The following is a 25,727-nucleotide window of genomic DNA, read 5'->3' as shown; positions in this document are numbered from 1 at the left end:
CGAGGTGCCATTCTCAAATGAATTTAGAAGTAAATGCAATATTTCAGATCGCAGGCATCGGAATTATCATAGCGATGATCCATACGGTGCTCAAGCAAATGGGCAAAGAAGATATGGCACACTGGGTTACCGTAATCGGATTTGTTGTTGTGCTCTTCATGGTCGTTCGCATGCTCGACAATTTGCTTCAGGAGATCAAGTCTATATTCTTGTTCCATTAAAGCAGGCTTAAGGTGAACAAAAGGTGATCATAACATGGAAATTATACAAATCGTAGGACTTGGACTAATCGCAACCATCCTGATCTTGATTGTGAAAGAGCAAAAGCCCATGTTTGCGTTTCTAATTGCAACCACAGCCGGGATTCTCATCTTTCTGTTCGTCATTGGCAAGATTGGCAGTGTTATTGGCGTTCTGGAACGAATGGCAGAGTCCTCAGGAATGGATGAAGTACATCTTAAGACCATTCTCAAGATCATTGGCATTGCTTATATCGCAGAGTTTGGAGCACAAATTGTAAGAGATGCAGGTCAAGAAAGTATTGCTTCAAAAATCGAGCTTGCCGGCAAAGTGTTGATTCTGGTACTGGCCGTACCGATCATCAGCATTATTATCGAAACGGTACTGAAGCTGCTGCCGGTATGAGTGGAGGCGGAGGATAAAGGATGTGATAAATAAGAGCTATCACTGTCAGGATAAACGAATCGTTATCGTATTTGTCATCTGTTTTTTCTTCGCCTTGGGTACGAATGTATTCGCCAGCTCGCCCGTTACAGACTGGGCAGGAGAACAACTGGAGCAGCTGCCCACAGAGCAGGTAGAGAAATATTGGCAGTCACTCATTAATGATTATGGCGGTTTTTTTCCTGAAGGACAGCTGCCCTCCTTCATGGACATGCTCCTTCCTGGAGGAGAAGGACTCAGCCTGAAAAATATATTCAGCGCGATCGGCAGATTCCTGCTCCATGAGATCCTGTTTAACGGAAAGCTGCTGGTCACCATCATTATGCTGAACATTATGAGCATGATTCTAGAAACGCTCCAGACGGCTTTTGAGAAGAGCACGATCAGCAAGGTCGCCTATTCCATCTGTTACATGGTTATCGTCGTCATTTCGATCAACAGCTTCAACGTCGCTATCGGCTATGCAAAGGGTGCCATCGACCAGATGATTGACTTCATGCTTGCGATGATTCCGCTGCTGTTTGCGCTTCTCGCATCCATGGGAAATATCATTACCGTATCGGTGACGCATCCACTGATCGTGTTTATGATTCACACCATCAGTATGGTGATCTATAAGATTGTATTTCCGCTGCTGTTCTTCTCGGCAGTATTGCACCTGGTCAGCTCATTAACTGACAAATTTAAGCTTACTCAGCTTGCGAATCTGCTGCGAATAATCGGCGTGGGGCTGCTCGGTGTGGTCCTGACGATCTTCCTCGGTGTCATATCCGTGCAGGGGGCTACCAGCTCCGTAGCAGATGGCGTGACCATCAGAGCTGCTAAATATGTATCCGGTAATTTCGTTCCTGTTGTGGGGAAGGTGCTCGCCGATGCAACAGATACGGTCATTTCCGCTTCGCTGCTCGTGAAGAACTCGATTGGACTCGCGGGAGTGATCATCATCTTGTTCATCTGCGCATTTCCTGCATTGAAGATACTGACACTGGCACTGATCTATAACGTCGCAGCAGCGATCATGCAGCCACTTGGCAATACACCTATTGTTGGATGCCTCCAAGCGATAGGAAAAAGCTTAATCTATGTATTCGCTGCCCTTGCGGCAGTGAGTCTCATGTTCTTTCTAGCCATCACGATTATGCTGACTGCAGGAAATATGACGGTGATGTTGAGGTGAGAGGATGGAATGGCTCAGCGGCTGGCTCAGGGAATTAATACTGGTGGTGCTTCTCGCCACATTCGTGGATATGCTTCTACCGAACAAATCCATGGAACGATATGTCAAATTAGTGCTGAGTCTGCTTATTCTGCTTACTCTGATTTCACCGATCATCAATTTAATTAACCAGGATTCGAATGAAAGATTAAGTGCCGCCTTAACGGATTGGGGCGGAGGCTCTACAGAGGAGCAGGACATGACACTATCTGAAATTATGGACAAAAGCAGAGAGCTCACACAGCAGCATGAAATGAGTGCCATGGACTGGGCAGCCAATGAGGTTGCGGATCAGATGAAGGCACAGATTGAGCAGGAATCACAGCTGCCCGTAAAGTCGGTTACTGTGCAGCTCGGAGCTCTTGAGAGGTCGGGAAAGAAATCAGGGGAGACCGGGATTACAAGTGTGGAGGTCGCTATTGCTGACACCTATTCAGCGCAACAGGAAGAGCAGCGTCCTCCTGAAGAGACGGATGATGAGCTTGGACCGATCTATATTCAGCCGGTGGAACCAAGTGATATTCAAGTGGATGCATCTGAGACGATGAATGCGGAGGATGACCAAGGAACCACCACAGATGACGAAGCCGTTTCAGCCATGACAATGACAGAGATCAGTCTGATTGAAGAGCTGCTTAAACAGGAATGGGAAGTGAATCCTGAGCGGGTTCGGATTCTTATTCCTTCTACAGATAACCATTTTTGAACTCAGAATGATATAAGCGAGGTGAATATAACATGGGGAAATTAAGAGATCAGTTAAATAAATGGCTTGGATCAGGCGAGGATGGAGCTGCTAAGCGAGGACAAACGTTCCGCTGGTTAATCATTGTCGGGCTGATTGGGGTTGCCATCGTGATCCTTAGCTCCTTTGTTAATGTCAAAGAGATTGAACCAGAGAACGTTGGGCGAGAACCGCCGCAGGAGACCAGTGTACAGTCAGCCTTTGAGTCTTCCGTTAATGAGGCCACCCCTTTTGATACGATCGAAAGATCGTTTGAGGATAAAATGAAAGGAATTCTTGAGCAAATCGTTGGTGTTGGAACGGTGGATATTATGGTGACTATTGACTCTACCGAAGAGATCATCGTTCAGCGTAACATGCAGGATTCCCAGCAAAACACGGAGGAGACCGACGCGAACGGCGGTGAGCGAAACATTACCCAATATACACGCAGCGGTGAGATTGTTACTTACAATGAATCCGGCGATGAGGTGCCGATCATTACGAAGAAGATCAAGCCTCAGGTCCGAGGGGTACTCGTTGTTGCCAAGGGAGCAGAGAACAAAGTGGTTAAGGACCTTATCGTTGAAGCGGTGGAGAAAGGTCTGAACGTTCCGTCGTACAGAATTTCAGTCGTACCCAGAAAACAGCAATAATGCACTGAATTAGTGCCTAATCTTAATCTTGATCCAATGTGGGAGGAATTCAAAAATGAAAAACAAAAGACAAACGATATGGCTCGTATCGATGCTGAGTCTGATGGTTGTTCTATCCGCTTATTATCTATTCACGGATGATTCAGGATCGTCCAATCAGACTGCAGAGTCTGGACAGATCAGTAATGCTGAAGAAGCTTCTGCTCAAAACACACTGGAAGGACTTGTCTTGAACGAAGTTGTAACTGAGGAACCAGCAACAGGTGAGCAAACGGACGAAACAGGAGCACCGGTTAACACTTCGGAAGAACCAGCAGCAACCGGGGAAGAAACGGAGGCGGCAGCACCAAGTACTGAAGGAACAGGTACGGAGACAGAGGCAGCAACGGAAGAAGCAAAGACAGATGAAGATGTACTGAACCAGCTGGAGACTCAGGATGACCCTAATTCGGCAATCACGGTCTTCGAGAATTATCAATGGGAACGATCTTCAGAGAATAGCAAGCTTTCAAATGAACTGATGGCTGCAGCATCCGATGCGACAAAAACACCGGAAGAAAATGCAAAGGCCTTGGAACAATTGCGTATATTAGAGGAAAAAAATGAGAAAATACTAGGTATCGAGGAACAGCTCTCCCAGCAGTATGCAAACGCTATTGTTCAAGAGGAAGAGGATGAGTACAAAGTGGTTGTGATCAGCGAGAAGCTGGAGGCGATCGACGCTGTAAACATTGTTGATCTGGTCATCAGCGAGCTGGATGTAACGCAGGACAAAGTCCGGGTTCAATATGTCAAAGAATAAATAAGCTGCAAGCAAGTTGGGAAGCGCCCAGAATCCCTTAATTCTTGGGCTCTTTCCATTTTTAGTGTTTGTGATATAATACATAAAGTTATGACTGTCCGAGTGAATATGGCAGTATGCCGAAGGAGTGAAAATAACAAATGTTTAAATTAAATGAAATCAAAGAATTAATTAAGGTTATTGACGAGTCTTCCGTACAGGAGCTTGAAATTGAGAATGAAGGGTCCAGACTGACCATTCGTAAACCAGGCAAGACTGAAATTGTCCAAGCAGCGGCTGCGGTCAGTGCTTATCCAGTAGCAAACCAGGTTCAGACTGTACCACAAGCAATTGAAGCACCGGCTGCTGCGCCTGTACAGGAACAAGCGACTGCAAACAGCAATTTACATAAAATTGTGTCTCCGATGGTCGGTACGTTCTACTCTGCACCTTCGCCTGAGGCGGGCGTTTATGTTAATGTTGGCAGCAAAGTAACAGAGAAAACAACCGTTTGTATTGTGGAAGCGATGAAGCTGATGAATGAAATTGAAGCTGACGTGAAAGGCGAGATTGTAGAAATTCTTGTACAGAATGGACAGCTCGTTGAGTATGGTCAGCCTTTGTTCTTGGTCAAACCGGAGTAAGCTCCTGTTGGTGAAATGACTATAGATAGCAGCTTTTAATAGGTCAATGCTCCAAAGGAGGATATGGTAATCATGAAATTTCAAAAAATATTGGTAGCAAACCGCGGAGAAATCGCCGTTCGGATTATTAGAGCTTGCAGGGAAATGGGTATTGCAACGGTAGCTGTTTACTCAGAACCGGATCGTGACGCACTCCATGTCAGACTTGCAGATGAAGCTTATTGCATCGGACCGACTTTATCCAAGGACAGCTACCTTAACATAACTAATATTATGAGCGTAGCCACATTAACTGAATGTGACGCAATTCACCCTGGCTACGGTTTTTTGGCTGAGAATGCAGATTTTGCGGAGATTTGTGAATCCTGCAATGTTGCCTTTATCGGCCCTTCCGCTGATGCCATCACGAAGATGGGGGACAAAGCGGTAGCCAAACAAACGATGAAGGATGCAGGTGTTCCTGTTATTCCGGGCTCTGACGGTCTCGTGGAGAGTGTCGAAGAAGCAGTTATGATCGCAAGAGATATCGGTTATCCTGTAATTATTAAGGCGACTGCAGGCGGCGGAGGTAAAGGAATCCGGATTGCTGAAGACGAGGAAGATCTTGTGAAGCAGATCGTGGCAGCACAGCAGGAAGCCCAGAAGGCTTTTGGCAACGCTGGTGTCTATCTGGAGAAGTTTTTGACGGGAATGAAGCATGTTGAGATTCAGATCATTGCTGACAAGCATGGACATGCGGTTCATTTAGGGGAGAGAGATTGCTCAATCCAGCGCCGAAGACAGAAGCTTATTGAAGAAGCGCCTTGTCCCGTATTGGACCCGGAAACACGTACGAAGATGGGTGATGCCGCCGTACGTGCAGCACTTGCTGTCGATTACTGTGGAGCGGGTACACTGGAATTTCTCCTCAGCCCGAACGGTGAGTTCTACTTCATGGAGATGAATACACGTATTCAGGTTGAGCATCCGGTCACCGAGATGGTCACAGGGATTGACCTGATTAAGGAAATGATTTCAGTCATTGAAGGAAGCCCGCTCTCCTTTGCACAGGAGGATGTCGTCATTGACGGGTGGTCCATTGAATGCAGAGTCAATGCAGAGGATCCGAGCCGTAACTTCATGCCTGCACCGGGTAAGATTGATTTCTATCTTGCACCGGGTGGACCTGGTGTACGGGTAGACAGCGCAGCATATCAAGGCTACAGCATTCCGCCTTTCTATGATTCCATGATTGCCAAGCTGATCGTGTGGGCACCGACTCGTGATGAAGCGATCGCGAAGATGAAGCGCGCCTTGTCCGAATTTGCTGTAGAGGGCATCCCTACGACGATTCCTTTCCATCAAAGACTGCTTGATCATCCGGCCTTCTCCAAAGGTGACTTTGATATCAAATTCTTAGAGGAAAATGAAATTTAAATTTGGCAAGCTTGTTTGTCATAAAGTCCCTCGAATGCTATAGTATGAATAATAAGTACGCATGTCTTTCTTGTGGACGAGGAAACTTACTATTGAAAGGTGTGTTAAATGAGATGAGCACAGTGCCGACTGAATTTGAGAGAACGGACATTGGCGAGATCCAAATTGCGCCGGAAGTCATTGAAGTCATTGCTGGACTTGCAACCCTTGAGGTTGGCGGCGTGGCTGGCATGAGCGGTGGTTTTGCAGGTGGATTTGCTGAATTGCTAGGACGTAAGAACCTCTCAAAAGGCGTCAAAGTTGAAGTAGGCCAGCGCGAGGCTGCTGTTGATGTTTCTGTAATTATTGAATATGGACATCGTATTCCGGAAGTCGCTTCCGCAATTCAGCAGAATGTTAAGCGCTCGATTGAGAATATGACAGGACTTACGGTCGTCGAAGTAAACGTTCAGATTCACGATGTTCAATTCAAGAATCAAGAGAAGCTTGACGATCAACCTGAGATCAGCCCTCAGCGCGTGAAATAAAATGATCTGAAACTTATAAACCCCCGGCGTCATGCGCCAGGGGTTTAGTCCATCTTTTTTATACTAGTTGTTGATGTTGGGAGGTTGAATACGTTCGTGGCTAAAATACTGGACAGGCTTCTGTTATTTTTATACAGTTTAGTTGTTGGTGTAGTATCTGTAATTATCATCCTCCTGTTTAGCGGACTTGTGCCTGATTTGGATATGTATATTCAGAATGAACAGATGCTCATGGCAGTCATTCTGACTGTGGCGATCATCTTGTTTCTGCTTAGTATCCGATTCTTCTATATTTCTGTACGTAGGGACCATAACACTTATCCTTCGGTTGATCAGAAGACGGAATATGGGGATATTCAAATATCCATGGAGACGATTGAAAATCTGTGTCTGAAAGCTTCATCCAAATTCCGTGGCGTGCGTGAGGTGAAATCGCGTATCCAGGTCGCCCAGTCTGGTCTTGAAATTACAATCCGTGCTGTAGTTGACGGTGAAAGTTCCATTCCGGAGCTGACAAGCGAGCTTCAAAAGGCAGTACATGATCATGTACAAGACATTACTGGGATTCCGGTAGCAGTCGTATCGGTATACATCGCCAATCTTGTGCAATCACCGAACTATAAGAGCCGAGTGGAATAGAGGTGGTTGATGGATGCCGTGGAAGGAAATCTGGGACAGTTATAAAGGCCGGATTTTAGGCATTGCCGGTGGGATTTTTTTAGGTATTATTTATTTGATGGTTGGTTTTTGGGATATGTTGTTCTTTGCACTCGTGGTGTTTATCGGATATACGCTTGGCAGAAGAAGCGATCAGAAGTTTAGCAACGTCATTCCATGGCGGAGCTGGCTAGACTATCTGCTTAATGTTTGGCGTCCGTTCAAATGAACCCTGTGATATGCTTTTCTTACTCCAAAAAAGAGCTGCAGTCTTCATGCCCGTTTTTGGGAAGAATAGCATAAGCACAGGTTTTTTTGTGTGAAGAATACATTGTAAATCACGGATAGATTAGATATGAAAGCAGGAGGCAGGAAATGAAAAGACGTTTGGCAAGGGAAATCGTGGTTCAAAGTCTGTATCAGATGGAAATGAATGAGGTCGAGGCGAAAGCTGCAGTGGATATGCTGTTTGAGGAAGCTGCAGAAGAAAATGAAGGTGAAGTGGTTATCAAGAATGAGGCGGTAATGCATGCCTATGTGCTAGAGCATGTACGCGGCATCTGGGAGAACAAAGAAGCACTCGACAGTCTGCTGGCTGATTATCTGAAGGGCTGGCAGGTCAGCCGTTTGTCCCGCGTAGACCGCCAAATTCTGAGACTGGCTGCTTACGAGATGTTGTATCGTGAGGACGTCCCTGCCAAGGTAGCGGTAAATGAAGGGATTGAGCTCTCTAAACATTTTGGAACAGATGAGTCTGGGAAATTTGTAAATGGGGTATTAGGAAAAATGATTCAGGATGTTGAAGCTCTGAAGGCTCGTGTTAAATAATAGTGTACGATGATTCTAATGCATAACGATTGTTTATATAGTTTGGATCCAAGGGAGAGAAGAGACATGACGGCAACAATTATTAGCGGAAAGCAAATTTCAGAAGATATTCGAAATTCGATTACAGAAGAAGTTCAGCAGCTGAAGGCAAAAAATATTGTGCCAGGTCTGGCCGTGGTCCTGGTCGGCGAAGATCCTGCATCACAAGTGTATGTTCGCAATAAGGAAAAAGCATGCCATGATTTGGGCTTCTATTCAGAGGTTCACCGTCTTCCAAGTGATACAAGTGAAGAGGATCTTCTTGCTCTTGTTGACAAACTGAATCGTCAAATGAGCATTAACGGTATTCTGGTTCAATTGCCTCTTCCGGGTCATATTGATGAAAAGAAAGTGATCAACGCCATAGCGGTTGAAAAAGATGTGGATGGGTTCCATCCTGTCAATGTGGGTAATCTGGTAATTGGGGACGATAGTCTTCTGCCATGTACACCTGCGGGCGTTATTGAGATGATCAAACGTACAGGAATTGAGATTGCAGGCAAGCACGCTGTTGTGATCGGACGCAGTAACATTGTCGGCAAACCGGTATCACTACTCCTTCAGCGTGAGAACGCTACGGTGTCGATGTGTCATTCTCGTACCTCAAATATGAAAGAAATTGCACGTCAGGCTGATATTCTTGTTGTCGCTATTGGACGGGCTAATTTCATCGATGCAAGCTACATCAAGGAAGGTGCCGTTGTTATAGATGTAGGAATGAATCGGCTTGAGAACGGAAAGCTTGCAGGCGATGTGGATTTTGCGAGTGCTAGTGAGGTGTCTGGACCCATTACCCCTGTTCCAGGCGGAGTTGGCCCTATGACAATAACGATGCTGATGCAGAATACGCTGCTGTCCGCTAAGCGTGCTCATGGTCTTGTCTAAAAAGGAGTGATTCCTCTGGCTGAAGAGCGCATTTATTCAATTAAAGATTTGAATCGATATATACGAATGAAGCTGGAATCTGATTCTGTCCTGACAGATGTATGGATTCGTGGTGAAATCTCCAATTTCACACATCATTCCAGCGGGCATATGTACTTTACACTGAAGGATGAAGGCAGCCGGATTAAGTCTATCATGTTTGCGACGCACAATCGCAGGCTGCCCTTCATTCCAAAGGAAGGCGCCCGTGTCATTGCACGGGGCAATGTGTCCGTATATGAACGGGATGGACAATATCAATTCTATGCAACACATATGCAGCCTGACGGGATTGGCAGCCTGTATATGGCATATGAGCAGTTAAAACAGAAGCTGGACGAGGAAGGTTTGTTTGCGGCTGGACGCAAGCGGCCTCTGCCCCGCTATCCTAAATCCATAGGCGTGATTACCTCACCGACTGGAGCGGCAGTGAGAGATATTATTACGACTATCACTCGCCGTTTTCCACTGGCTGAGGTTTATTTATATCCTGTGCTTGTCCAAGGCAAGACGGCCGCACCTTCAATCGTACGTGCACTTGATCTAGTCAATGAGATGGCAGAAGTTGACGTCATCATTGTCGGGCGTGGCGGCGGCTCATTAGAGGAGCTGTGGGCCTTTAACGAAGAAATGGTAGCAAGAGCGATTGCAAGATCCGAAATTCCGGTTATTTCTGCAGTCGGTCATGAGACGGATTTTACGATTGCAGATTTTACCGCAGATGTGAGAGCAGCCACACCGACAGCTGCCGCAGAGCTAGCCGTGCCCCATCAGATGGAGCTGAAGGAACAACTCGCTGGTTATCAGCGTAGGCTGAATCAGAGCTTGATAACAAGAGCCAAGCACAATCGAGATAAGCTTGAACGTTTATCCAAGTCTCCGGTTCTCATGAATCCGCGTAGAAGTCTGGTGCAGCATACGGAAAGGCTGGATCAGCTCCATATGAGGTTAATTAGGGCGATGGATTCTCGCAAAAGGTTTGCAAGAGAGAAGCAGGAACGGATGCGGATCTCACTCGTTCGTTTTAACCCCTCTGCACAGGTGTCTTCCGCGAAGAAGGAGATTTTGTCATACAAGAAACAGCTAGAGACGGCGATGACATCTCTTGTGAAGGTGAGTAGGCAGCAGCTGCACGGAAATATGAGGCATCTCGATGCACTGAGTCCGCTGAAAGTTATGTCAAGAGGCTACAGCCTTGTATATGATGAGCAGGATAAAAAGTTAGTGAAATCAACCAAAGAGGTCGCTCCAGGTGACTTGGTCAAAATTAAACTGGTCGATGGGCAGCTTGCCTGCCAGGTCTGGGAGATAAAGGAGGCAAATGAAGATGGCAAATGAGCAGGAGCTGAATTTTGAAGCTGCGATGGCCGAGCTTGAAGAAGTTGTGAACCAGCTCGAACGGGGAGACGTTCCCCTTGAGCAGGCGATCGAGCTGTTCCAAAGAGGGATGAAACTGTCTCAAATGTGCAACCAGAAGCTCGAACAAGTGGAACGTAAGATAGAAATGATCGTAGAAGAGGATGGAGAGTTTCGAAAGGAGCCTTTTGGAGGTAATGAAGATGAAGGCGGTGTCTCTTTGTGACTAGACCATCCATAGAATTGTATATTCAGGATGTCGCCGACTTGATGGCGCGAGAGCTGAGAACCGTTTTTCCTGAAGCTTGGGATATTCCTGAGCATTTAAAAGAATCGATGCAGTATTCGCTGATGGCCGGAGGAAAGAGACTTCGCCCAGCGCTTGTAATCGCAGCATGTGAAGCATTTGGCGTGGAGCGGGAAGCCGCTCTGCCCGTTGCTGCTGCCGTAGAGATGATACATACGTACTCTTTGATTCACGATGATTTGCCCGCCATGGATAATGACGATTATCGCAGGGGACGTTTGACCAATCATAAGGTATACGGGGAAGCGATGGCTATTCTTGCAGGTGATGCACTCCTCACCCATGCTTTTTACAGCGTGATTCAGGCAGCTCGCAAGTTCAATATTCCATCAGATCGCGTACTCACTATTGTGGAGGAGCTCTCTATTCATGCAGGTGCACGAGGTATGGTCGGAGGACAGGTGGCTGATATGGAGGGCGAGCAGGGGATGACTTCCTTATCACAGCTTGAATACATTCATCTTCATAAGACGGGCGACCTCATCATCTTCTCCCTCATGGCTGGAGGCAGAATTGGAGGGGCAGATGATGTACAGCTGGAGGCGCTTCGTTCGTTCGGCAGAGACCTTGGTCTTGCCTTCCAGATTCAGGATGATATTCTCGATCTAATCGGAGATGAGCAGAAGCTGGGCAAGAAGACACAGAGTGATGTGAACCAGCAAAAAGTAACTTATCCGTTCTTTATAGGTATGGATCAATCCTTGGCTGAGGTGGAGCGGTTAACGTCTTCTGCAAAAGAAGCGCTGATTACGGGACAGATTCCTGATCCATCTCGACTGCTGGAATTGGCGGATTATTTGATGAAGAGAGATCATTAGTCGTCAAGCGAAAGCATAGACATCAATTCACCTCTATCTGGCGAAATTTATGATTTAAAGTGGATTGTGGTATAATGTAGGCTATGACAATAACTAATTTACAAAAAATTATGAAGGAAAGCGGGGGGTTCACGTGCTCCTTCCACAAATTAAGGGACCAAACGATCTGAAAACATTATCTGTGGATGAACTTGTTTCATTATCGGGGGAGATTCGTCAGTTCCTGATAGAAACAATTTCTCGTACAGGAGGGCACCTGGCATCCAATTTGGGAGTGGTAGAGCTTACGATCGCCCTGCACTACGCTTATAATAGCCCTAAGGATAAAATGATATTTGATGTAGGCCACCAGGCTTACGTTCATAAAATATTGACTGGACGTATGGACAAATTTGACACGCTCAAGAAGTATAAGGGTCTGTCAGGTTTTGTTAAGCGTAATGAAAGTGAACATGATGTCTGGGAAGCTGGACACAGCAGTACTTCCTTGTCAGCTGCTATGGGAATGGCTTATGCAAGGGATCTCAAAGGCGAGGACAACAAGGTTATCGCAATTATTGGGGACGGAGCCCTGACTGGCGGTATGGCTTTTGAAGCGTTGAACCATATCGGACATGAACAGAAGAAGCTCATGGTCATTCTGAACGATAATGAGATGTCTATTGCTCCTAACGTTGGAGCAATGCATAACTATTTGAGCAAGATCCGATCGGACAGACATTATTTGAAAGCCAAGGATGAAGTTGAGCTTGTATTGCGTAAGATTCCGGCAATCGGCGGTACACTTGCGAAGTCTGCAGGCCGGCTCAAAGACAGCTTGAAATATATGATGGTTCCGGGTGTGTTATTTGAAGAACTAGGCTTTACTTATCTAGGACCGGTTGACGGGCATGATATGTCTAAGTTGATCGAGACCTTCAGACAGGCGGACAATGTCAATGGCCCGGTATTCGTTCACGTTCTGACCACCAAAGGCAAGGGATATAAACCGGCTGAGGCGGATTCTTTCAAATGGCACGGTATTTCGCCGTATAAGATCGAATCAGGACAAGTGCTTAAATCCGTAGGCAATCCCATGTATACCGACGTATTTGGAGAAACACTCATTGAGCTCGCTAGAGAAGATGAGCGGATCGTCGCTGTTACTCCGGCCATGCCGGGAGGTTCAGGACTCATTCCATTCAGCAAGGAATTCCCTGAACGGATGGTTGATGTTGGGATCGCGGAACAGCATGCAGCAACGATGTGTGCAGCGCTGGCAATGGAAGGATTAAAGCCGGTATTTGCAGTTTACTCGACCTTCATGCAGCGTGCATATGATCAGATCGTCCATGATATTTGCCGACATAATGCGAATGTGATGTTTGCAATTGATCGGGCTGGCTTTGTCGGCTCGGATGGCGAAACGCACCAAGGTGTTTATGATGTGGCGTTCTTACGTCATATTCCAAATATTGTGGTGATGATGCCGAAGGATGAGAATGAGCTGAGACATATGATGAAGACAGCGCTGGATTACAATGAGGGTCCAATCGCTTATCGATATCCAAGATTGAATGGATTGGGTGTGCCGCTTGATCCAGAGCTGAAGTCCATTCCGATTGGTTCATGGGAAACTCTGCGGCAAGGGGAGAATTACGCGATCATTGCAGCTGGACCTATGATTCCAATTGCGGAAGAAGCGGCAGAGCTGCTGAAACGTGAGGGAATGCAGGTAAGTGTCATTAATGCCAGATTCTTTAAACCACTGGATCAAGAGATGCTGGTATCCTTACATGCGAACGACACGAAAATGATCGTGCTGGAAGAAGCATCTGCAGCGGGGAGCCTCGGAAGCAGTATTCTTGAATTCTATTCAGAAGCAGGGCTGTACGACACCAAGATTCACATCATGGGAATCCCGGATGAGTTCATCGAGCACGGAAGTGTCAAGGAGCAGCGCGAGGAAGTGGGGCTTACGGTACAGGCGGTTATTGAAGAGATGCGGAAGCTGAAGCTTGAGTTCGCCTATGATCTTCCAAAGACCAGCACACCTTCATGATGAATGTGTTTCCGTAAAAATTTAGAAGATGAAATGATATAAACCAAGCCCGAGAATTATAGAGTCCAATAAGGGCAGTTATGCTCATATTGGGCTCTATAGCTATGTGGTTTAATCTACACGACAGGAGAAATTATGTCAGTTCCCAAAGAAAGAATGGATGTCCTGCTGGTAGAGCAGGGATATTACGAAAGCCGCGAGAAGGCCAAGGCAGCAATTATGGCAGGTCTGGTCTATGCCAATGAAGAACGCATTGAGAAACCAGGAATGAAAATTCCCCGTGAGGCTGTCATTCGAGTGAAAGGCGCAGTACATCCTTATGTGGGGCGCGGTGGACTTAAGCTGGAAAAAGCAATTCGTCAATTCCATATTGAGATGAAAGGGCGAACGATGCTTGATATTGGTTCTTCAACAGGCGGGTTTACAGATTGTGCACTGCAGCATGGTGCATCACATGTGTATGCGATCGATGTAGGTTACAATCAATTGGATTGGTCGCTTCGCAACCATCCACAGGTCACGGTTATGGAAAGAACCAATTTTAGGTATGTGACACCTGAGCATTTGACAGGTCCTGTACCGGATACCGCGAGCATTGATGTATCCTTCATCTCTTTAAAGATTATACTTCCACCTCTTATTCAGCTGCTTAAGCAGCCGGCTGATATTGTAGCCTTGATCAAGCCGCAGTTTGAGGCGGGAAGAGAAAAAGTTCCGAAGACAGGGGTTGTCAAAGATCCCAAGGTCCATGCAGAGGTTCTGCGTTCTCTTCTCGAATACGGAAGTGAGCTTGGCCTGGCATTGTCTGATTTGACATTCTCGCCGATTACAGGTGGAGAAGGAAATATTGAGTTTTTGGCCCATTGGCGTCTTGGTGGAGAAGATGTGGAATCTGCGGGACCTGATATTGATCATCTGATTGAGGCCGTGGTTAACGAAGCGAGCCATACCTTTCATTGAAACTCATCTTTTTTAGATGGGTTTCTTTTGCTGGATTCATAAAACCAGCGCATTTCCTAAATTCACAAGAGGATATTTTTTCTGGTTAACGAATATCTCCTTGTGAGAGGTGAGATGGATGGAAGGCCAATATGATAAATTTGTTATCGCTTTTCTCGGGATCATTATTGTATTCTGGGTGTTGTATGGCATTCGCAGATGGCTTCAGGAGCCGGTTCCTGAACAGCTGCCAGAGCTTGTACTCAATGAAGAAATTCAAGAGCATCCCGCACTCGAAATTTTGGAAAGAGAAGGTTATGAGGTCATTGGAGGAAGACTTAAAGTCCCGCTGACCTTCCAGGTAGATAAACAGACTCTGTACAGCCGGCTGTTCATTGATTACGTGGCAGAGAAAGAAGATGAGGTGTTCATTGTGAAGACCTCGAGAAGCCGGATGCCGCAGGAATGGACAGGCTCTGGACTTAGAGACCGCCTGCTGCCCTATTTGCTGCTGTACCCGAACTGTAACGGTTTACTGTATGTAGATACGGACGATAATAACTTGAAGCTAATCACGCTTATAGATGAAGATGATTATATTTGGGAGCATGAAGACGAATATTAATTTATAGCATTGGATGGAGGCAAGTATGAAGGGACAACGACACATCAAAATCAGGGAAATAATTAGTCAAAATGACATTGAGACTCAGGATGACCTTGTCGAGGCATTACGGCAGGCAGGTTATCAGGTAACTCAGGCAACTGTATCTCGTGATATTAAGGAATTGCTGCTCATAAAAATTCCGACCGACGATGGAAGGTATAAATATTCACTCCCTACGGACCAGAGATATAACCCAGGACAAAAATTGAAACGGGCCCTGGTTGATAATTTTCTCAGCGTCGATTATACGACAAATCTGGTGGTCATGAAGTTTTTGCCAGGCACGGCCAATTCGGTGGCCGCACTTCTTGACAGCATTGAGTGGCCGGAAATTATGGGTACGATCAGCGGTGATGATACCATCCTGGTAATATGCAGAAATGAAGAGAACAGCAAGACGGTTATCAATCAAATCATGAGTTACATTTCTTAATCAAAATTTCAAAAAAACAGACGAACGTATGTTTCTTTTTGGTGAGAAATAGTGTAAAGTATACATCGAAGATGAAAATAGCAACAGGTGTTCCCTTCCCTGTAGAAGGGCTGCCACAGTTATCATTGGAGGTGTTGGAACATGCTTTCCACATTGTCAATCCGAAATTTAGCCGTTATTGAAGCAGTTGATGTACATTTTCATTCAGGATTTCACGTGTTGACCGGGGAGACGGGCGCAGGTAAATCAATTATTATAGATGCTTTGGGACTGATTGCAGGAGGACGAGGCTCCGCAGATTTAATCCGCTATGGCTGTGACAAGGCCGAGATGGAGGCCTTATTTGAGCTTTCTGCTCATCACCCCGTATGGAACACGCTTACCGAGCTCGGAATACAGGCGGAGCCGGATGAACATCTGGTTATTCGCCGTGAGCTTACAGTTTCCGGTAAGAGCGTATCCCGGATCAATGGTCAGCTCGTGAATCTGACAATGCTTCGCGAAATCGGAGAACAATTAATTAATATCCATGGACAGCATGAGCACCAGAGTTTACTTAGAGCAGAGAAGCATTTAGGTCTGCTCGATACATACGGAGAAACGATCATTCGACCCATCAAGATAAAGTATAGTGAGCAATACAGAGCTTTTGTCAAAGTAGAGAAGGAGCTTAGACAGCTTCAGGAATCCAGTCAAAAAGCATATCAAATGCTTGATATGTATCGATTTCAGCTGGAAGAAATTGCAGCTGCGAGCCTTGTTCCCGGTGAAGATGAATCCCTCGCCGAAGAAAGGGTCAAACTATCTCATAGCGAAAAGATGATGGATTCGGTATCAGGTGCGTATGAGCTGCTTCATGGTTCACAGGGACTCGAAGCCGTGAGCTACGCGATCTCGAAGCTCGAAGATATTAATGAATATGATCACAAAGGTATTCATCCCATACTGGAACAGCTTCAATCTGCATTTTATCAACTGGAGGATGCGGCATTTCAGCTGCGGAGCTACCGGGATGGGATCGAATTTAATCCTGTTCGGTTATCGGAGGTCGAAGAGCGCCTTAATATGATTACCGGATTGAAGCGTAAATATGGTGAAAGTGTAGAATCCATACTTCAGTATTATGTTCAGATTGAACGGGAAACCGATCATTTGGAAAATAAAGATGAACGCTTAGAGAAACTGCTTGCAGAGCGTAATCAATTATTAGAGGGATTATTGGAAACTGCAGAAGAGATGAGTGAGGCACGCAAAATTTGTGCTGAAGAGCTGTCCAATCAGGTGGAGCGTGAGCTCAAGGATCTGCAAATGGAGCGAACTACAATGCGTGCCCAGATTTCCATTATGGAAGATCCTAAGGGTGTGGAGTGGAAAGGGAAGCGCATTCGAATAACCAAGCATGGAATAGACAATGTAGAGTTTCTCATTTCAGCTAACCCTGGAGAGCCCCTAAGACCATTAGGCAAAATTGCATCCGGAGGTGAAATGTCGCGTATTATGCTGGCTCTAAAAAGCATATTTGCACGCCACGATCAAATACCGGTTCTCATATTTGATGAAGTTGATACAGGTGTCAGCGGCAGGGCAGCTCAGTCGATTGCTGAGAAATTGTTTATTTTGTCCTCAACATGCCAAGTGTTCTCAATAACACATTTACCTCAAGTTGCATGTATGGCAGATCATCAATATCTCATTGAGAAGAATGTCCACGATGAACGGACAATGACGCAGGTCGAGTCCTTATCAGAACAGGGCAGAGTGACAGAGCTTGCCCGTATGCTGGGCGGTGTTGAAATTACAGAAAAGACATTGCATCATGCTCAAGAAATGCTGAAACTTGCTGAAGCCAAAAAAGGGGCATAACTGCTGTACGGAACAATGATTGACAGTAATAAAAGGACCTGGCCAAGGTTATGTTATAGTTACGCAATTGGCGACCACCTTTCGTCAAGCGAACGAAGCAAAGGGAGCGTGACAGCCACTTGAAGCCTAGCCTTGGAAAGAAACTAATCGGTCTTATTGTTGTCTTCTCTATCTGTCTTATTGGACAGACCCTATTGCCCGTATTTAGTTACGCATCTTTGCCGGATGAGCTTCATCTGTTTGCCGGACGCGAAACGGATCTTAAAGTAGCAGCTCCAGTCGATGCAAGTGTGTCTGAACATCCTGAAGTTCTGCAAGTCAATCTCAGTAAGAATGGCGGCGGTCTTAAGGATGAATCCAAGTCCCACTCTGTTCATCTGTATCCGCAGCGTGAAGGTGCGACCAAGCTTACTTGGAAGCTATTTGGCAAAATTCCGTTCAAAACAACGGATGTCACGGTCGTTCCTGATCTCAAGGTTGTGCCAGGCGGCCAAACTATTGGTGTCAAAGTAAAATCAGCAGGGATATTAGTGGTGGGTCATCATTTGGTTCATTCCGCTAATAAGACACCGATATCTCCTGGAGAAACCGCGGGTATTAAGCTCGGTGATTTGATTACCCATATGAATGGAAAATCGTTAACTGGGGTCAATGGAGTGGCAGATGCAGTTCTTGAAGCTGGGAAGTCTAAGAAGCCTATTGAGATTACGCTAACTCGTCAAGGAAAAGTGTTGAAGACCAAGCTTACACCAGCATTTGACGAAGAAGATCAGGTATGGCGGCTTGGACTCTACATTAGAGATTCAGCAGCTGGTGTAGGGACTTTAACCTTCTATGCTCCCGATCAAGGTGTGTATGGAGCATTAGGTCACGTAATTACGGACATGAACACACAAACTCCGATTGTTGTGGGTAGTGGAGAGATTGTCCAATCCAATGTTACCTCGATATCCAAGAGTGAATCTGGAGATCCTGGAGAGAAGAGAGCTCATTTCTATAAAGAGAGCAAGATTCTCGGTAACATTGAGCGCAATACTCATTTTGGTATTTTTGGCAAAATGTCAGATAATCCAGAGCACAGCCTATATGGTAAACCGATTCCTGTTGCCTTTGCTCATGAAGTGAAAGAAGGTCCAGCAGAAATTCTTACTGTTGTCGACGGGCAGAAGGTTGAACGCTTTACAGTCGATATCGTTCATGTATCAGATCAGTCGCAGCCGGCAACCAAAGGGATGGTTATTCGAATTACAGATAAACGTCTCATTAACAAAACAGGTGGGATTGTTCAAGGCATGAGTGGAAGCCCGATTGTGCAGAATGGGAAATTGATTGGCGCGGTTACTCACGTGTTCGTGAACGACCCAACGTCAGGATATGGGTGTTTTATTGAATGGATGCTGCAGGATGCTGGTGTGGTCATTCCTCAGAAAAAACAAACAACGAATCTTAAGGCCAGTTAGAGCCTTAAGATTTTTTTGTCGAAATAATAAGAACTTCATCATAAATTGAAATAAAATAAAATATTATAAATCAACGCATATAAAAAATAAAGAAAAATAATTTTCGACAGAAGGATTTTCCTCCCCTATGTCGAAAATCTAAAGAGGTAAGGGAATGACAAATCAATAATTGTCTAAGGGAGGAAATACACTTGCAAAAAATCGAAGTATTATTGGCTGATGATAACAGAGAGTTCACGAATCTGCTGGCTGAATATATATCGGAGCAAGAGGATATGGAGGTAACGGGAATCGCTTATAATGGCGAGGAAGTTCTTCAGCTGCTTAGTGACGGAAGAACCGTTCCTGACGTTTTGATACTTGATATTATTATGCCTCATTTGGATGGCCTTGGTGTTCTGGAGCGTTTGCGCGAGATGGATTTGTCACCGCAGCCTAAAGTGATTATGTTAACTGCATTTGGTCAGGAGAACATAACGCAAAGAGCTGTTCAATTAGGAGCTTCGTATTACATTTTGAAACCATTTGATATGGAAGTGTTGGCAAATCGTGTTCGTCAGCTCATTGGTACTCAAACCATTACAAGCAGCAGCTCACAAGTAATCTCCTCCTCCAACAAGTCAAATGTCGTTCCAATCGGAAAAACAAAAAATCTGGATGCAAGCATTACATCGATTATTCATGAAATTGGTGTGCCTGCTCACATCAAAGGCTATCAGTATTTGCGTGAAGCGATTACGATGGTTTACAACAACATCGAGATCTTGGGCGCAATTACCAAAACATTGTATCCTGCGATCGCTGAGAAATTCAAAACAACACCATCCCGAGTCGAGCGAGCTATACGTCATGCGATTGAAGTCGCTTGGACAAGAGGAAATATTGATTCCATAAGTCATTTATTTGGTTATACCATCAACATCAGCAAATCTAAGCCAACGAACAGCGAATTCATTGCGATGGTAGCGGATAAGCTGAGAATCGAACATAAAGTGTCTTGAAAGGATAAAGATAGATAAATAAGCAGTGCATATGATCTGTTATGGTTTTCCTTGTCCTGAGATAGACGTAAATGAATAAATATACATGCGCTTGCCGAAATTGGAGGTAGGCGCTTTTTCTAGGGAAAAGACACAGGGGAGCGAGGGTACGCTGATGATGTATATGATGATTAGCGTTGCGGTCGTTATTATATTCATTACTGTCCTGAGATGGAAGAAAAGGCAGCGAGCCAAGTTAAGGAGCAATGTCATTTACTTGAAGAATGTTCGGAAACAGCGTACATTACAAAAGTGCTCCAAATGTAATAAAAAAGGTGAGCTTCGATTTTACTCAGACCCAAGTGGAAATGTTACCGGTATGTGTAAAGAGTGTAAGGGGAATTCAAACACTCAAAAAATGCTTCCGCTATGACAATTAACCACATAAGGAGCGTTATGGTATTATTGGTGGTTATTACATTACATTTTGTTTTGCTTTCGTTTTACAATTGTAGTACATTAGCAGAGAATAAGGAGGATTCTAATGTACTCAAGTAGACAAGACGATACGTTATACATCATGACATACACACTAAGCAGCGGAATTAAGGGGACCGTTCCTTTGTCTAGCAAGCAAATTCAGGATTGGCTCCAATGCTATAAAAGCGATACGAAATTCATTGCTGAGATTGGTAAAGAGTTCTTTGGATTGAATCCAACACTCGTATCCGATTTTAAAGTTCATAATCAATTTTCAGATTATCAGAATGTGATTATGCCGGTACAACAGGACAATATGGATCGTTTATCTACCGCATACCGCGCGAACGAAATTCTGATGAAAATTGATTGCAAATGCGGAACCGCTTATGTAACGGAATCTCCTTATAAGCGAACGAAGTGGTACTGCACTAAATGTAAGGAAATTGTATTCCTCGATATGAAGAAGGGCATGGTGGAAACGTCACGAGGAGATGCATATTACATGACCAATAAATATTTCGTGACAAGAGAATAGCCATGCGAGTCCAATATGGTGATGAGGCTTGTCCGACAGCCGAAATATAAAAAGGAGTGACCGACATTTCATACGGACACTCCTTTTTATTAGGTGCTGCTTCTCATTCTAATCGAAGTTTGATGCAAAGCGAGTATTTGCCTATTTCCCCCAATGGATATCTAGCACTTTACCTTATGGGGAGGTACGAAGCATTTTCTGCATCTCGGCTCATAGGCTTCTGAATCCCCGATCATGATGACCGGTCCGAGTGTCACAGGCTCTCCATTGACAATTCTTTGTGTGAATACGGCCTCAGGACTTCCGCATACCGCACAAAAGGCAGTTAACTTTTCAATGTCATCGGAAATGGCCAGCAATCCGCCGATATAGCCGAACTCTTTTCCACGATAATCCATATTTAATCCGTCGACGATGACATGCTTTCCACAGTAGGCCAGTTCCTCCACAATATCCATAATTTCACGGCTGAAAAACTGCACTTCATCAAAAGCAACCACATCAGCATCCTCGGTTTCGGTCATGATCTGTTTTATAATTTCAGGAGTCAGCTGTTTAGGAATGGCAATGGCAGGCAGCTTATAACCAATTCGGCTTACGATTTCATTGACTTCAAAACGATCATCTTCTGCGGGCTTATAAGCGACAACTTTGCGTCGGCCATATTTGATTAATTTTTGACAGCGTCGAATAAGCTCACCTGATTTCTCGCTGAACATGGGACCTGTAATGACAGTAATGCGACCTTTAGGCACGGTAATAATCTTCCTCTCTCTGTTACTATTCCGCTATAAATATGATTAATTTAAATTCAGTTAAGTATAGGCATCAAAAAAAGTGCCACTCTAGATTAACACATTCAAATGCATTGAAGCCACTTTTTTATCATCATTTAGGAAGTAATACTTGGAAGTGAAGCATACCCCGTGGTATTGTTTTAAAGTTGAGGTGAAATAACAATGAATAATGATAAGAATGTACAGAGCCTGCAAGAGAAGTATGAGCAGCTACTTGATCATGCTGAGCTGACAGAGCCGGCTATCAAGCTGTTTGAAGAAATACTGGGCGAGCTGGAGCACACTGTAGGTCAGAATGAACGACTGAAGAAAGTGATTCTCAAGCAATCCGGAAGCAGTAATAGAATGAACTCGAAATTGCGGGATGCTCTGATGGAGTAAAGAGTGTAAATAAAAAAATCTCTTCCTTGTGGAAGAGACGAAAGTGGAGCTTTATTTATCATCATGAGTTTCCACAGGTACGGCTTCTTTGGGTTTACCGGATAACCGCTCAGGCACGATGATGCCAAGGGTGATTCGCGCGATCATTCCAAATGTGATACCGATGCCTGCAAACATATAAATTACGGTAAATATTTTGGCAAAGGTCGTTTGCGGTGATAGCTCTGGATGACCCACCGTTGTTAATGTAACAGCAGAGAAGTACAAGGCGTCAATCCAATTCCACCCTTCTACACTAGAATAGAAAATAGTGCCAGAGAGCAGCGTCGCAAGCATGACAACGACCAGAGCTAGAAACTTTTTGTCCTTGAAGCCGTGATAAATGCCCTGCAGCAATCGTTTGAGGGTCAGTATGAAGGATATCATGTAAAAAGCGTCTCCTATCGGTATAAGATGTTAATAAAACATTATACCGGAATACGGGGAGAAGGTTAAGCCATGAATATACTATGAGGCAGTATCGGTGTTCTGTTTTCCTTTGAAGCGCGGGCCTACATAATTACGTTTACGGTCACGGAATAATATCCAGCCGCCAAGAAACGTCATACAGCAGCCGAATAGTACAAGCCCGAGTGAAAAAGAAAGCCACTCAAAGGCAGGTCTGGCTACCTCCTCATTGCCATGCTCGGCATAATAGTGAAACAAGGAGTCTTTCATCATAAGGAAGCCCTTCATGGCTCCAAGGCCAGGAATGACAAGAATGATTATGGCGATAAATCGGGAAAGCATGAGCCGCATAAGGAAATACCCCTTTTCATTCGCACGTATTTTCTATATGATACCTTGTCTTCTAGTAACTGTCTATTGGAAGCAGGATTTTTGTTATTCCATAAGCAGAAGAGTACAATAATGCTATATTGGTTAGTTACGATAGATTGGAGGATTTTATAATCATGGCAATCCATTGCGATGTCGCTATATTAGGCGGGGGAACGGGCGGATATATAGCCGCGATTCGCGCTGCACAGCTTGGTAAAGAGGTTGTCCTTATCGAGAAGGACAAATTAGGTGGAACATGCCTTCATAAGGGCTGCATTCCGAGTAAATCTTTGCTGCGGAGTGCTGAAGTGTATGCAGAGATTAAAGATAGTGCCAGCTATGGGATTGAGACTGCAGAGACCACACTTGTCTTCCCGAAAGTGCAGGAACGCAAAAATGCAGTGGTAGAACAGCTTCACCAAGGGGTCCAGTATTTGATGCGCAAAAATAAAATTACCGTGCTGCAAGGGAAAGGCAGAGTCATTGGACCATCCATCTTCTCGCCGAAGAGCGGTGCTGTGGCTGTAGAGCTGGACAATGGAGAGATGGAGAATGTAGTTCCCAGCCATCTTATTATTGCGACAGGCTCACGTCCAAGAATATTGCCGGGACTCGAGCCGGATGGCCGGTATATCCTTAGCAGCGACGAGGCGCTGAATCTGGAGGAGCTTCCGGAATCGATCGTCATTGTAGGCGGAGGCGTTATAGGGATTGAATGGGCTTCTATGCTGAATGATTTTGATGTGAAGGTAACTGTGGTGGAGGCTGCAGATCAAATCCTGCCGCAGGAGGATGGGGACATCGCTGCTGAGATGCAGCGCCAGCTGACGAAGCGTGGAGTGAGGGTTGTTACCGGCGCAGCTATTGAACCATCGACATATGGAATCCAGGATGGACAAGCTACGATCGAGATGAAGACAAAAAAAGGAACAGAAACGCTTACGGCTTCTCAAATTCTCGTATCGGTTGGACGTACGGCAAATGTGGAAGGAATCGGTATAGAGAATACTGATATCAAGACGAAGAACGGCTTCATTCAAGTGAATGGCAATTTGCAGACAGGGGAGCCGCATATTTATGCAATCGGTGATTGCATAGGTGGACTTCAGCTTGCTCATGCAGCAAGCCATGAAGGCATTCGTGCTGTCAATCACATTGCAGATGCTGCCATGCATGTGTCACCTGACCACCTCATTCCGCGTGCCATCTATTCAAGACCAGAGGCAGCAAGTGTAGGCTACACAGAACAGCAGGCAAGGGAGCTCGGCTTCTCGGTCAAGACAGGGAAATTTCCGTTTCAAGCCATTGGAAAATCGCTTGTTTATGGCAATCGGGACGGATTTGCGAAGGTTATCGCAGATGAGGCGACAAATGATATTCTAGGGGTCCATCTTATCGGTACGCATGTGACGGATATGATCAGCGAAGCTGCGCTGGCCATGCTGCTGGATGCTACCCCATGGGAAGTCGGACAGCTGATCCATCCACATCCTTCCTTGTCTGAAATTATTGGCGAAGCCATGCTGGATGTAGATGGGAATGCAATCAGCATGTAAACGTAACATTACAGTATTTGTATCCAATGAAATATCAACAAACTTCAAAACGTCTTTTCTTTTTGGAAAGAAAACGAGTATAATAAATCTAAGCCAAGTCTTAGTACCAGGTTTTAAGACAAGACAGTACTTAATCTTGAGCTGCTCTCAAAAGGAGGTTTGAAGTTTGAATTCAGACACGACATCTAAACAACACAAACATACGAAACTTGGACTCTCAGACGGTCAAGTCATTGATATGTACAAATATATGCTGCTTGCACGGAAGTTCGATGAACGCTGCTTGCTGCTGCAACGAGCAGGGAAGATCAATTTCCACGTATCGGGGATTGGTCAGGAGACTGCACAGGTGGCAGCGGCCTTTGCTCTGGATCGTGAGAAGGATTATTTCCTTCCCTACTATCGTGATTATGGGTTTGTTCTCGCTGTGGGCATGACGCCTCGCGATCTGATGCTGTCAGCCTTTGCTAAGGCTGAGGATCCGAACAGCGGGGGACGGCAGATGCCGGGCCATTTTGGAAGCAAGAAGCTGCGAATTGTAACAGGCTCAAGTCCGGTGACTACGCAGGTTCCACACGCGGTGGGCGTTGCTCTGGCTGCGAAGATGCAGAAGAAAGACTTCGTTTCTTTTGTCACCTTCGGTGAAGGCTCCAGCAACCAGGGGGATTTTCATGAAGGAAGCAACTTCGCCGGCGTACACAAGCTGCCAGTTATTATAATGGTGGAGAACAATCAGTATGCTATCTCTGTACCTGTCCACAAGCAGCTGAGCGGTAAAGTAAGTGACCGTGCTTTAGGTTATGGATTCCCTGGCTTCAGAGTCGATGGCAATGATGCCCTGGAAGTTTACGCAGCCGTTAAGGAAGCTAGAGCACGTGCAGTTGCGGGCGAAGGCCCGACCTTAATTGAAGCGATGATGTACAGACTTTCTCCTCATTCCACTTCAGATAATGACCTGGCATACCGGACCAAAGAGGAAGTTGAGGAAAATTGGAAGAAAGACGGACTCGTCAAAATGAAGCAATACCTTATTGATTGTGGTATATGGGATGAAGAGCGTGATGCTGATCTGGCGGCACAGCTTGCACTGGAACTAAAAGAAGCGACGGAATCCGCAGACGCGGCCCCTTATCCTAAACCGGAAGATACACTGCTTCATGTGTATGCTGACGACCATTTGGGAGGGGGACAATAAG

Annotated in this window: 30 protein-coding genes; 27 read left to right on the top strand and 3 right to left on the bottom strand. The window is 45.3% G+C overall.

Translation table 11 applies throughout. The features are described from left to right. Positions 1 to 17 precede the first annotated feature (17 nt). The 24 genes from spoIIIAC to BK126_RS13165 all read left to right on the top strand — a co-directional run bounded on the left by spoIIIAC (position 18) and on the right by BK126_RS13165 (position 20,978). Entirely contained in the window at positions 18 to 221 is a 204-nt protein-coding gene (spoIIIAC, locus tag BK126_RS13285) for a stage III sporulation protein AC (protein ID WP_047911045.1), read from the top strand. 34 nt (positions 222 to 255) lie between these two features. Next, the gene (gene spoIIIAD / locus BK126_RS13280) at positions 256 to 645 is read left to right on the top strand and encodes a stage III sporulation protein AD (RefSeq protein ID WP_047911046.1); all 390 of its coding nucleotides are present in this window, start codon (positions 256 to 258) and stop codon (positions 643 to 645) included. A 94-nt stretch (positions 646 to 739) separates the two neighbouring features. Beyond that, on the top strand, positions 740 to 1,861 hold the full coding sequence (gene spoIIIAE, locus BK126_RS13275) for a stage III sporulation protein AE (RefSeq protein WP_238546327.1): 1,122 nt from the start codon (positions 740 to 742) through the stop codon (positions 1,859 to 1,861). A gap of 4 nt (positions 1,862 to 1,865) precedes the next feature. Beyond that, positions 1,866 to 2,606, top strand: coding sequence for a stage III sporulation protein AF (gene spoIIIAF / locus BK126_RS13270; protein ID WP_076313094.1), 741 nt, complete (start codon positions 1,866 to 1,868; stop codon positions 2,604 to 2,606). 32 nt (positions 2,607 to 2,638) lie between these two features. Continuing rightward, positions 2,639 to 3,280, top strand: coding sequence for a stage III sporulation protein AG (spoIIIAG, locus tag BK126_RS13265; protein ID WP_076313093.1), 642 nt, complete (start codon positions 2,639 to 2,641; stop codon positions 3,278 to 3,280). 55 nt (positions 3,281 to 3,335) lie between these two features. Beyond that, positions 3,336 to 4,082 (top strand): SpoIIIAH-like family protein, encoded by a 747-nt coding sequence (locus BK126_RS13260; RefSeq protein ID WP_076313092.1) that lies wholly within the window; start codon positions 3,336 to 3,338, stop codon positions 4,080 to 4,082. Positions 4,083 to 4,222: 140 nt separating this feature from the next. Further along, entirely contained in the window at positions 4,223 to 4,705 is a 483-nt protein-coding gene (gene accB / locus BK126_RS13255) for an acetyl-CoA carboxylase biotin carboxyl carrier protein (RefSeq protein ID WP_076313091.1), read from the top strand. A 72-nt stretch (positions 4,706 to 4,777) separates the two neighbouring features. After that, the gene (gene accC, locus BK126_RS13250; protein ID WP_047911051.1) at positions 4,778 to 6,121 is read left to right on the top strand and encodes an acetyl-CoA carboxylase biotin carboxylase subunit; all 1,344 of its coding nucleotides are present in this window, start codon (positions 4,778 to 4,780) and stop codon (positions 6,119 to 6,121) included. A 113-nt stretch (positions 6,122 to 6,234) separates the two neighbouring features. Further along, positions 6,235 to 6,648, top strand: coding sequence for an Asp23/Gls24 family envelope stress response protein (locus BK126_RS13245; protein WP_047911245.1), 414 nt, complete (start codon positions 6,235 to 6,237; stop codon positions 6,646 to 6,648). A gap of 96 nt (positions 6,649 to 6,744) precedes the next feature. Then, positions 6,745 to 7,287, top strand: a complete 543-nt coding sequence (gene amaP / locus BK126_RS13240; protein ID WP_047911052.1) for an alkaline shock response membrane anchor protein AmaP — start codon at positions 6,745 to 6,747, stop codon at positions 7,285 to 7,287. Between the two features lie 13 nt (positions 7,288 to 7,300). Beyond that, positions 7,301 to 7,534 carry a DUF2273 domain-containing protein gene (locus BK126_RS13235; protein WP_047911053.1) on the top strand — a complete coding sequence of 78 codons (234 nt, stop codon included), beginning with the start codon at positions 7,301 to 7,303 and terminating at the stop codon, positions 7,532 to 7,534. Positions 7,535 to 7,680: 146 nt separating this feature from the next. Then, on the top strand, positions 7,681 to 8,133 hold the full coding sequence (nusB, locus tag BK126_RS13230; RefSeq protein WP_076313090.1) for a transcription antitermination factor NusB: 453 nt from the start codon (positions 7,681 to 7,683) through the stop codon (positions 8,131 to 8,133). Positions 8,134 to 8,199: 66 nt separating this feature from the next. After that, the gene (gene folD, locus BK126_RS13225; protein ID WP_076313089.1) at positions 8,200 to 9,057 is read left to right on the top strand and encodes a bifunctional methylenetetrahydrofolate dehydrogenase/methenyltetrahydrofolate cyclohydrolase FolD; all 858 of its coding nucleotides are present in this window, start codon (positions 8,200 to 8,202) and stop codon (positions 9,055 to 9,057) included. Positions 9,058 to 9,123: 66 nt separating this feature from the next. After that, complete coding sequence (gene xseA, locus BK126_RS13220; protein WP_371264537.1) at positions 9,124 to 10,434, top strand: exodeoxyribonuclease VII large subunit; 1,311 nt, start codon at positions 9,124 to 9,126, stop codon at positions 10,432 to 10,434. Further along, positions 10,424 to 10,678 (top strand): exodeoxyribonuclease VII small subunit, encoded by a 255-nt coding sequence (gene xseB / locus BK126_RS13215; RefSeq protein ID WP_076313088.1) that lies wholly within the window; start codon positions 10,424 to 10,426, stop codon positions 10,676 to 10,678. The genes xseA and xseB overlap by 11 nt, the downstream gene beginning before the upstream one ends. Then, entirely contained in the window at positions 10,675 to 11,577 is a 903-nt protein-coding gene (locus BK126_RS13210) for a polyprenyl synthetase family protein (RefSeq protein ID WP_341180734.1), read from the top strand. Before xseB ends, BK126_RS13210 begins: the two co-directional genes overlap by 4 nt. A 133-nt stretch (positions 11,578 to 11,710) precedes the next feature. After that, positions 11,711 to 13,618 carry a 1-deoxy-D-xylulose-5-phosphate synthase gene (gene dxs / locus BK126_RS13205; RefSeq protein WP_047911058.1) on the top strand — a complete coding sequence of 636 codons (1,908 nt, stop codon included), beginning with the start codon at positions 11,711 to 11,713 and terminating at the stop codon, positions 13,616 to 13,618. A gap of 135 nt (positions 13,619 to 13,753) precedes the next feature. Then, positions 13,754 to 14,578, top strand: a complete 825-nt coding sequence (locus tag BK126_RS13200; RefSeq protein WP_047911059.1) for a TlyA family RNA methyltransferase — start codon at positions 13,754 to 13,756, stop codon at positions 14,576 to 14,578. 118 nt (positions 14,579 to 14,696) lie between these two features. Continuing rightward, positions 14,697 to 15,182 (top strand): hypothetical protein, encoded by a 486-nt coding sequence (locus BK126_RS13195; RefSeq protein ID WP_047911060.1) that lies wholly within the window; start codon positions 14,697 to 14,699, stop codon positions 15,180 to 15,182. 25 nt (positions 15,183 to 15,207) lie between these two features. Next, positions 15,208 to 15,657 (top strand): transcriptional regulator AhrC/ArgR, encoded by a 450-nt coding sequence (ahrC, locus tag BK126_RS13190; protein ID WP_047911061.1) that lies wholly within the window; start codon positions 15,208 to 15,210, stop codon positions 15,655 to 15,657. Positions 15,658 to 15,798: 141 nt separating this feature from the next. After that, positions 15,799 to 17,520, top strand: a complete 1,722-nt coding sequence (gene recN, locus BK126_RS13185) for a DNA repair protein RecN (protein WP_047911062.1) — start codon at positions 15,799 to 15,801, stop codon at positions 17,518 to 17,520. A 119-nt stretch (positions 17,521 to 17,639) separates the two neighbouring features. Next, positions 17,640 to 18,980, top strand: a complete 1,341-nt coding sequence (gene spoIVB / locus BK126_RS13180; RefSeq protein WP_047911063.1) for a SpoIVB peptidase — start codon at positions 17,640 to 17,642, stop codon at positions 18,978 to 18,980. Positions 18,981 to 19,171: 191 nt separating this feature from the next. Beyond that, a complete protein-coding gene (gene spo0A / locus BK126_RS13175) occupies positions 19,172 to 19,981 on the top strand; it encodes a sporulation transcription factor Spo0A (RefSeq protein WP_047911064.1) in 810 nt (269 codons plus the stop codon). 523 nt (positions 19,982 to 20,504) lie between these two features. After that, a complete protein-coding gene (locus BK126_RS13165; RefSeq protein ID WP_047911066.1) occupies positions 20,505 to 20,978 on the top strand; it encodes a hypothetical protein in 474 nt (157 codons plus the stop codon). A 161-nt stretch (positions 20,979 to 21,139) separates the two neighbouring features. On the opposite strand, the gene BK126_RS13160 is transcribed toward BK126_RS13165, so the two are convergent. Next, positions 21,140 to 21,733: a thymidine kinase gene (locus BK126_RS13160; protein WP_076313086.1), complete on the bottom strand. Its 594-nt coding sequence runs from the start codon at positions 21,731 to 21,733 to the stop codon at positions 21,140 to 21,142. Between the two features lie 204 nt (positions 21,734 to 21,937). Between BK126_RS13160 and BK126_RS13155 the strand changes: the two genes are divergently transcribed. Then, entirely contained in the window at positions 21,938 to 22,156 is a 219-nt protein-coding gene (locus BK126_RS13155) for a hypothetical protein (RefSeq protein WP_076313085.1), read from the top strand. 51 nt (positions 22,157 to 22,207) lie between these two features. On the opposite strand, the gene BK126_RS13150 is transcribed toward BK126_RS13155, so the two are convergent. Both BK126_RS13150 and BK126_RS13145 read right to left on the bottom strand, forming a co-directional pair. After that, positions 22,208 to 22,582: a potassium channel family protein gene (locus BK126_RS13150; protein WP_076313084.1), complete on the bottom strand. Its 375-nt coding sequence runs from the start codon at positions 22,580 to 22,582 to the stop codon at positions 22,208 to 22,210. 81 nt (positions 22,583 to 22,663) lie between these two features. Further along, entirely contained in the window at positions 22,664 to 22,954 is a 291-nt protein-coding gene (locus BK126_RS13145; protein WP_076313083.1) for a DUF2627 domain-containing protein, read from the bottom strand. Between the two features lie 155 nt (positions 22,955 to 23,109). On the opposite strand from BK126_RS13145, the gene lpdA reads away from it, so the two are divergent. Beyond that, positions 23,110 to 24,531 carry a dihydrolipoyl dehydrogenase gene (gene lpdA, locus BK126_RS13140; protein ID WP_076313082.1) on the top strand — a complete coding sequence of 474 codons (1,422 nt, stop codon included), beginning with the start codon at positions 23,110 to 23,112 and terminating at the stop codon, positions 24,529 to 24,531. Between the two features lie 166 nt (positions 24,532 to 24,697). Next, complete coding sequence (locus tag BK126_RS13135) at positions 24,698 to 25,726, top strand: thiamine pyrophosphate-dependent dehydrogenase E1 component subunit alpha (protein ID WP_076313081.1); 1,029 nt, start codon at positions 24,698 to 24,700, stop codon at positions 25,724 to 25,726. The last annotated feature ends 1 nt before the right edge of the window (position 25,727 follow it).

Origin of the sequence: Paenibacillus sp. FSL H7-0326 (assembly GCF_001955535.1) — a bacterium.
GTDB lineage: Bacteria > Bacillota > Bacilli > Paenibacillales > Paenibacillaceae > Paenibacillus > Paenibacillus shunpengii.
Note: the sequence above shows the minus strand (reverse complement) of the source record. Positions and strands in the feature narration are given on the sequence as shown.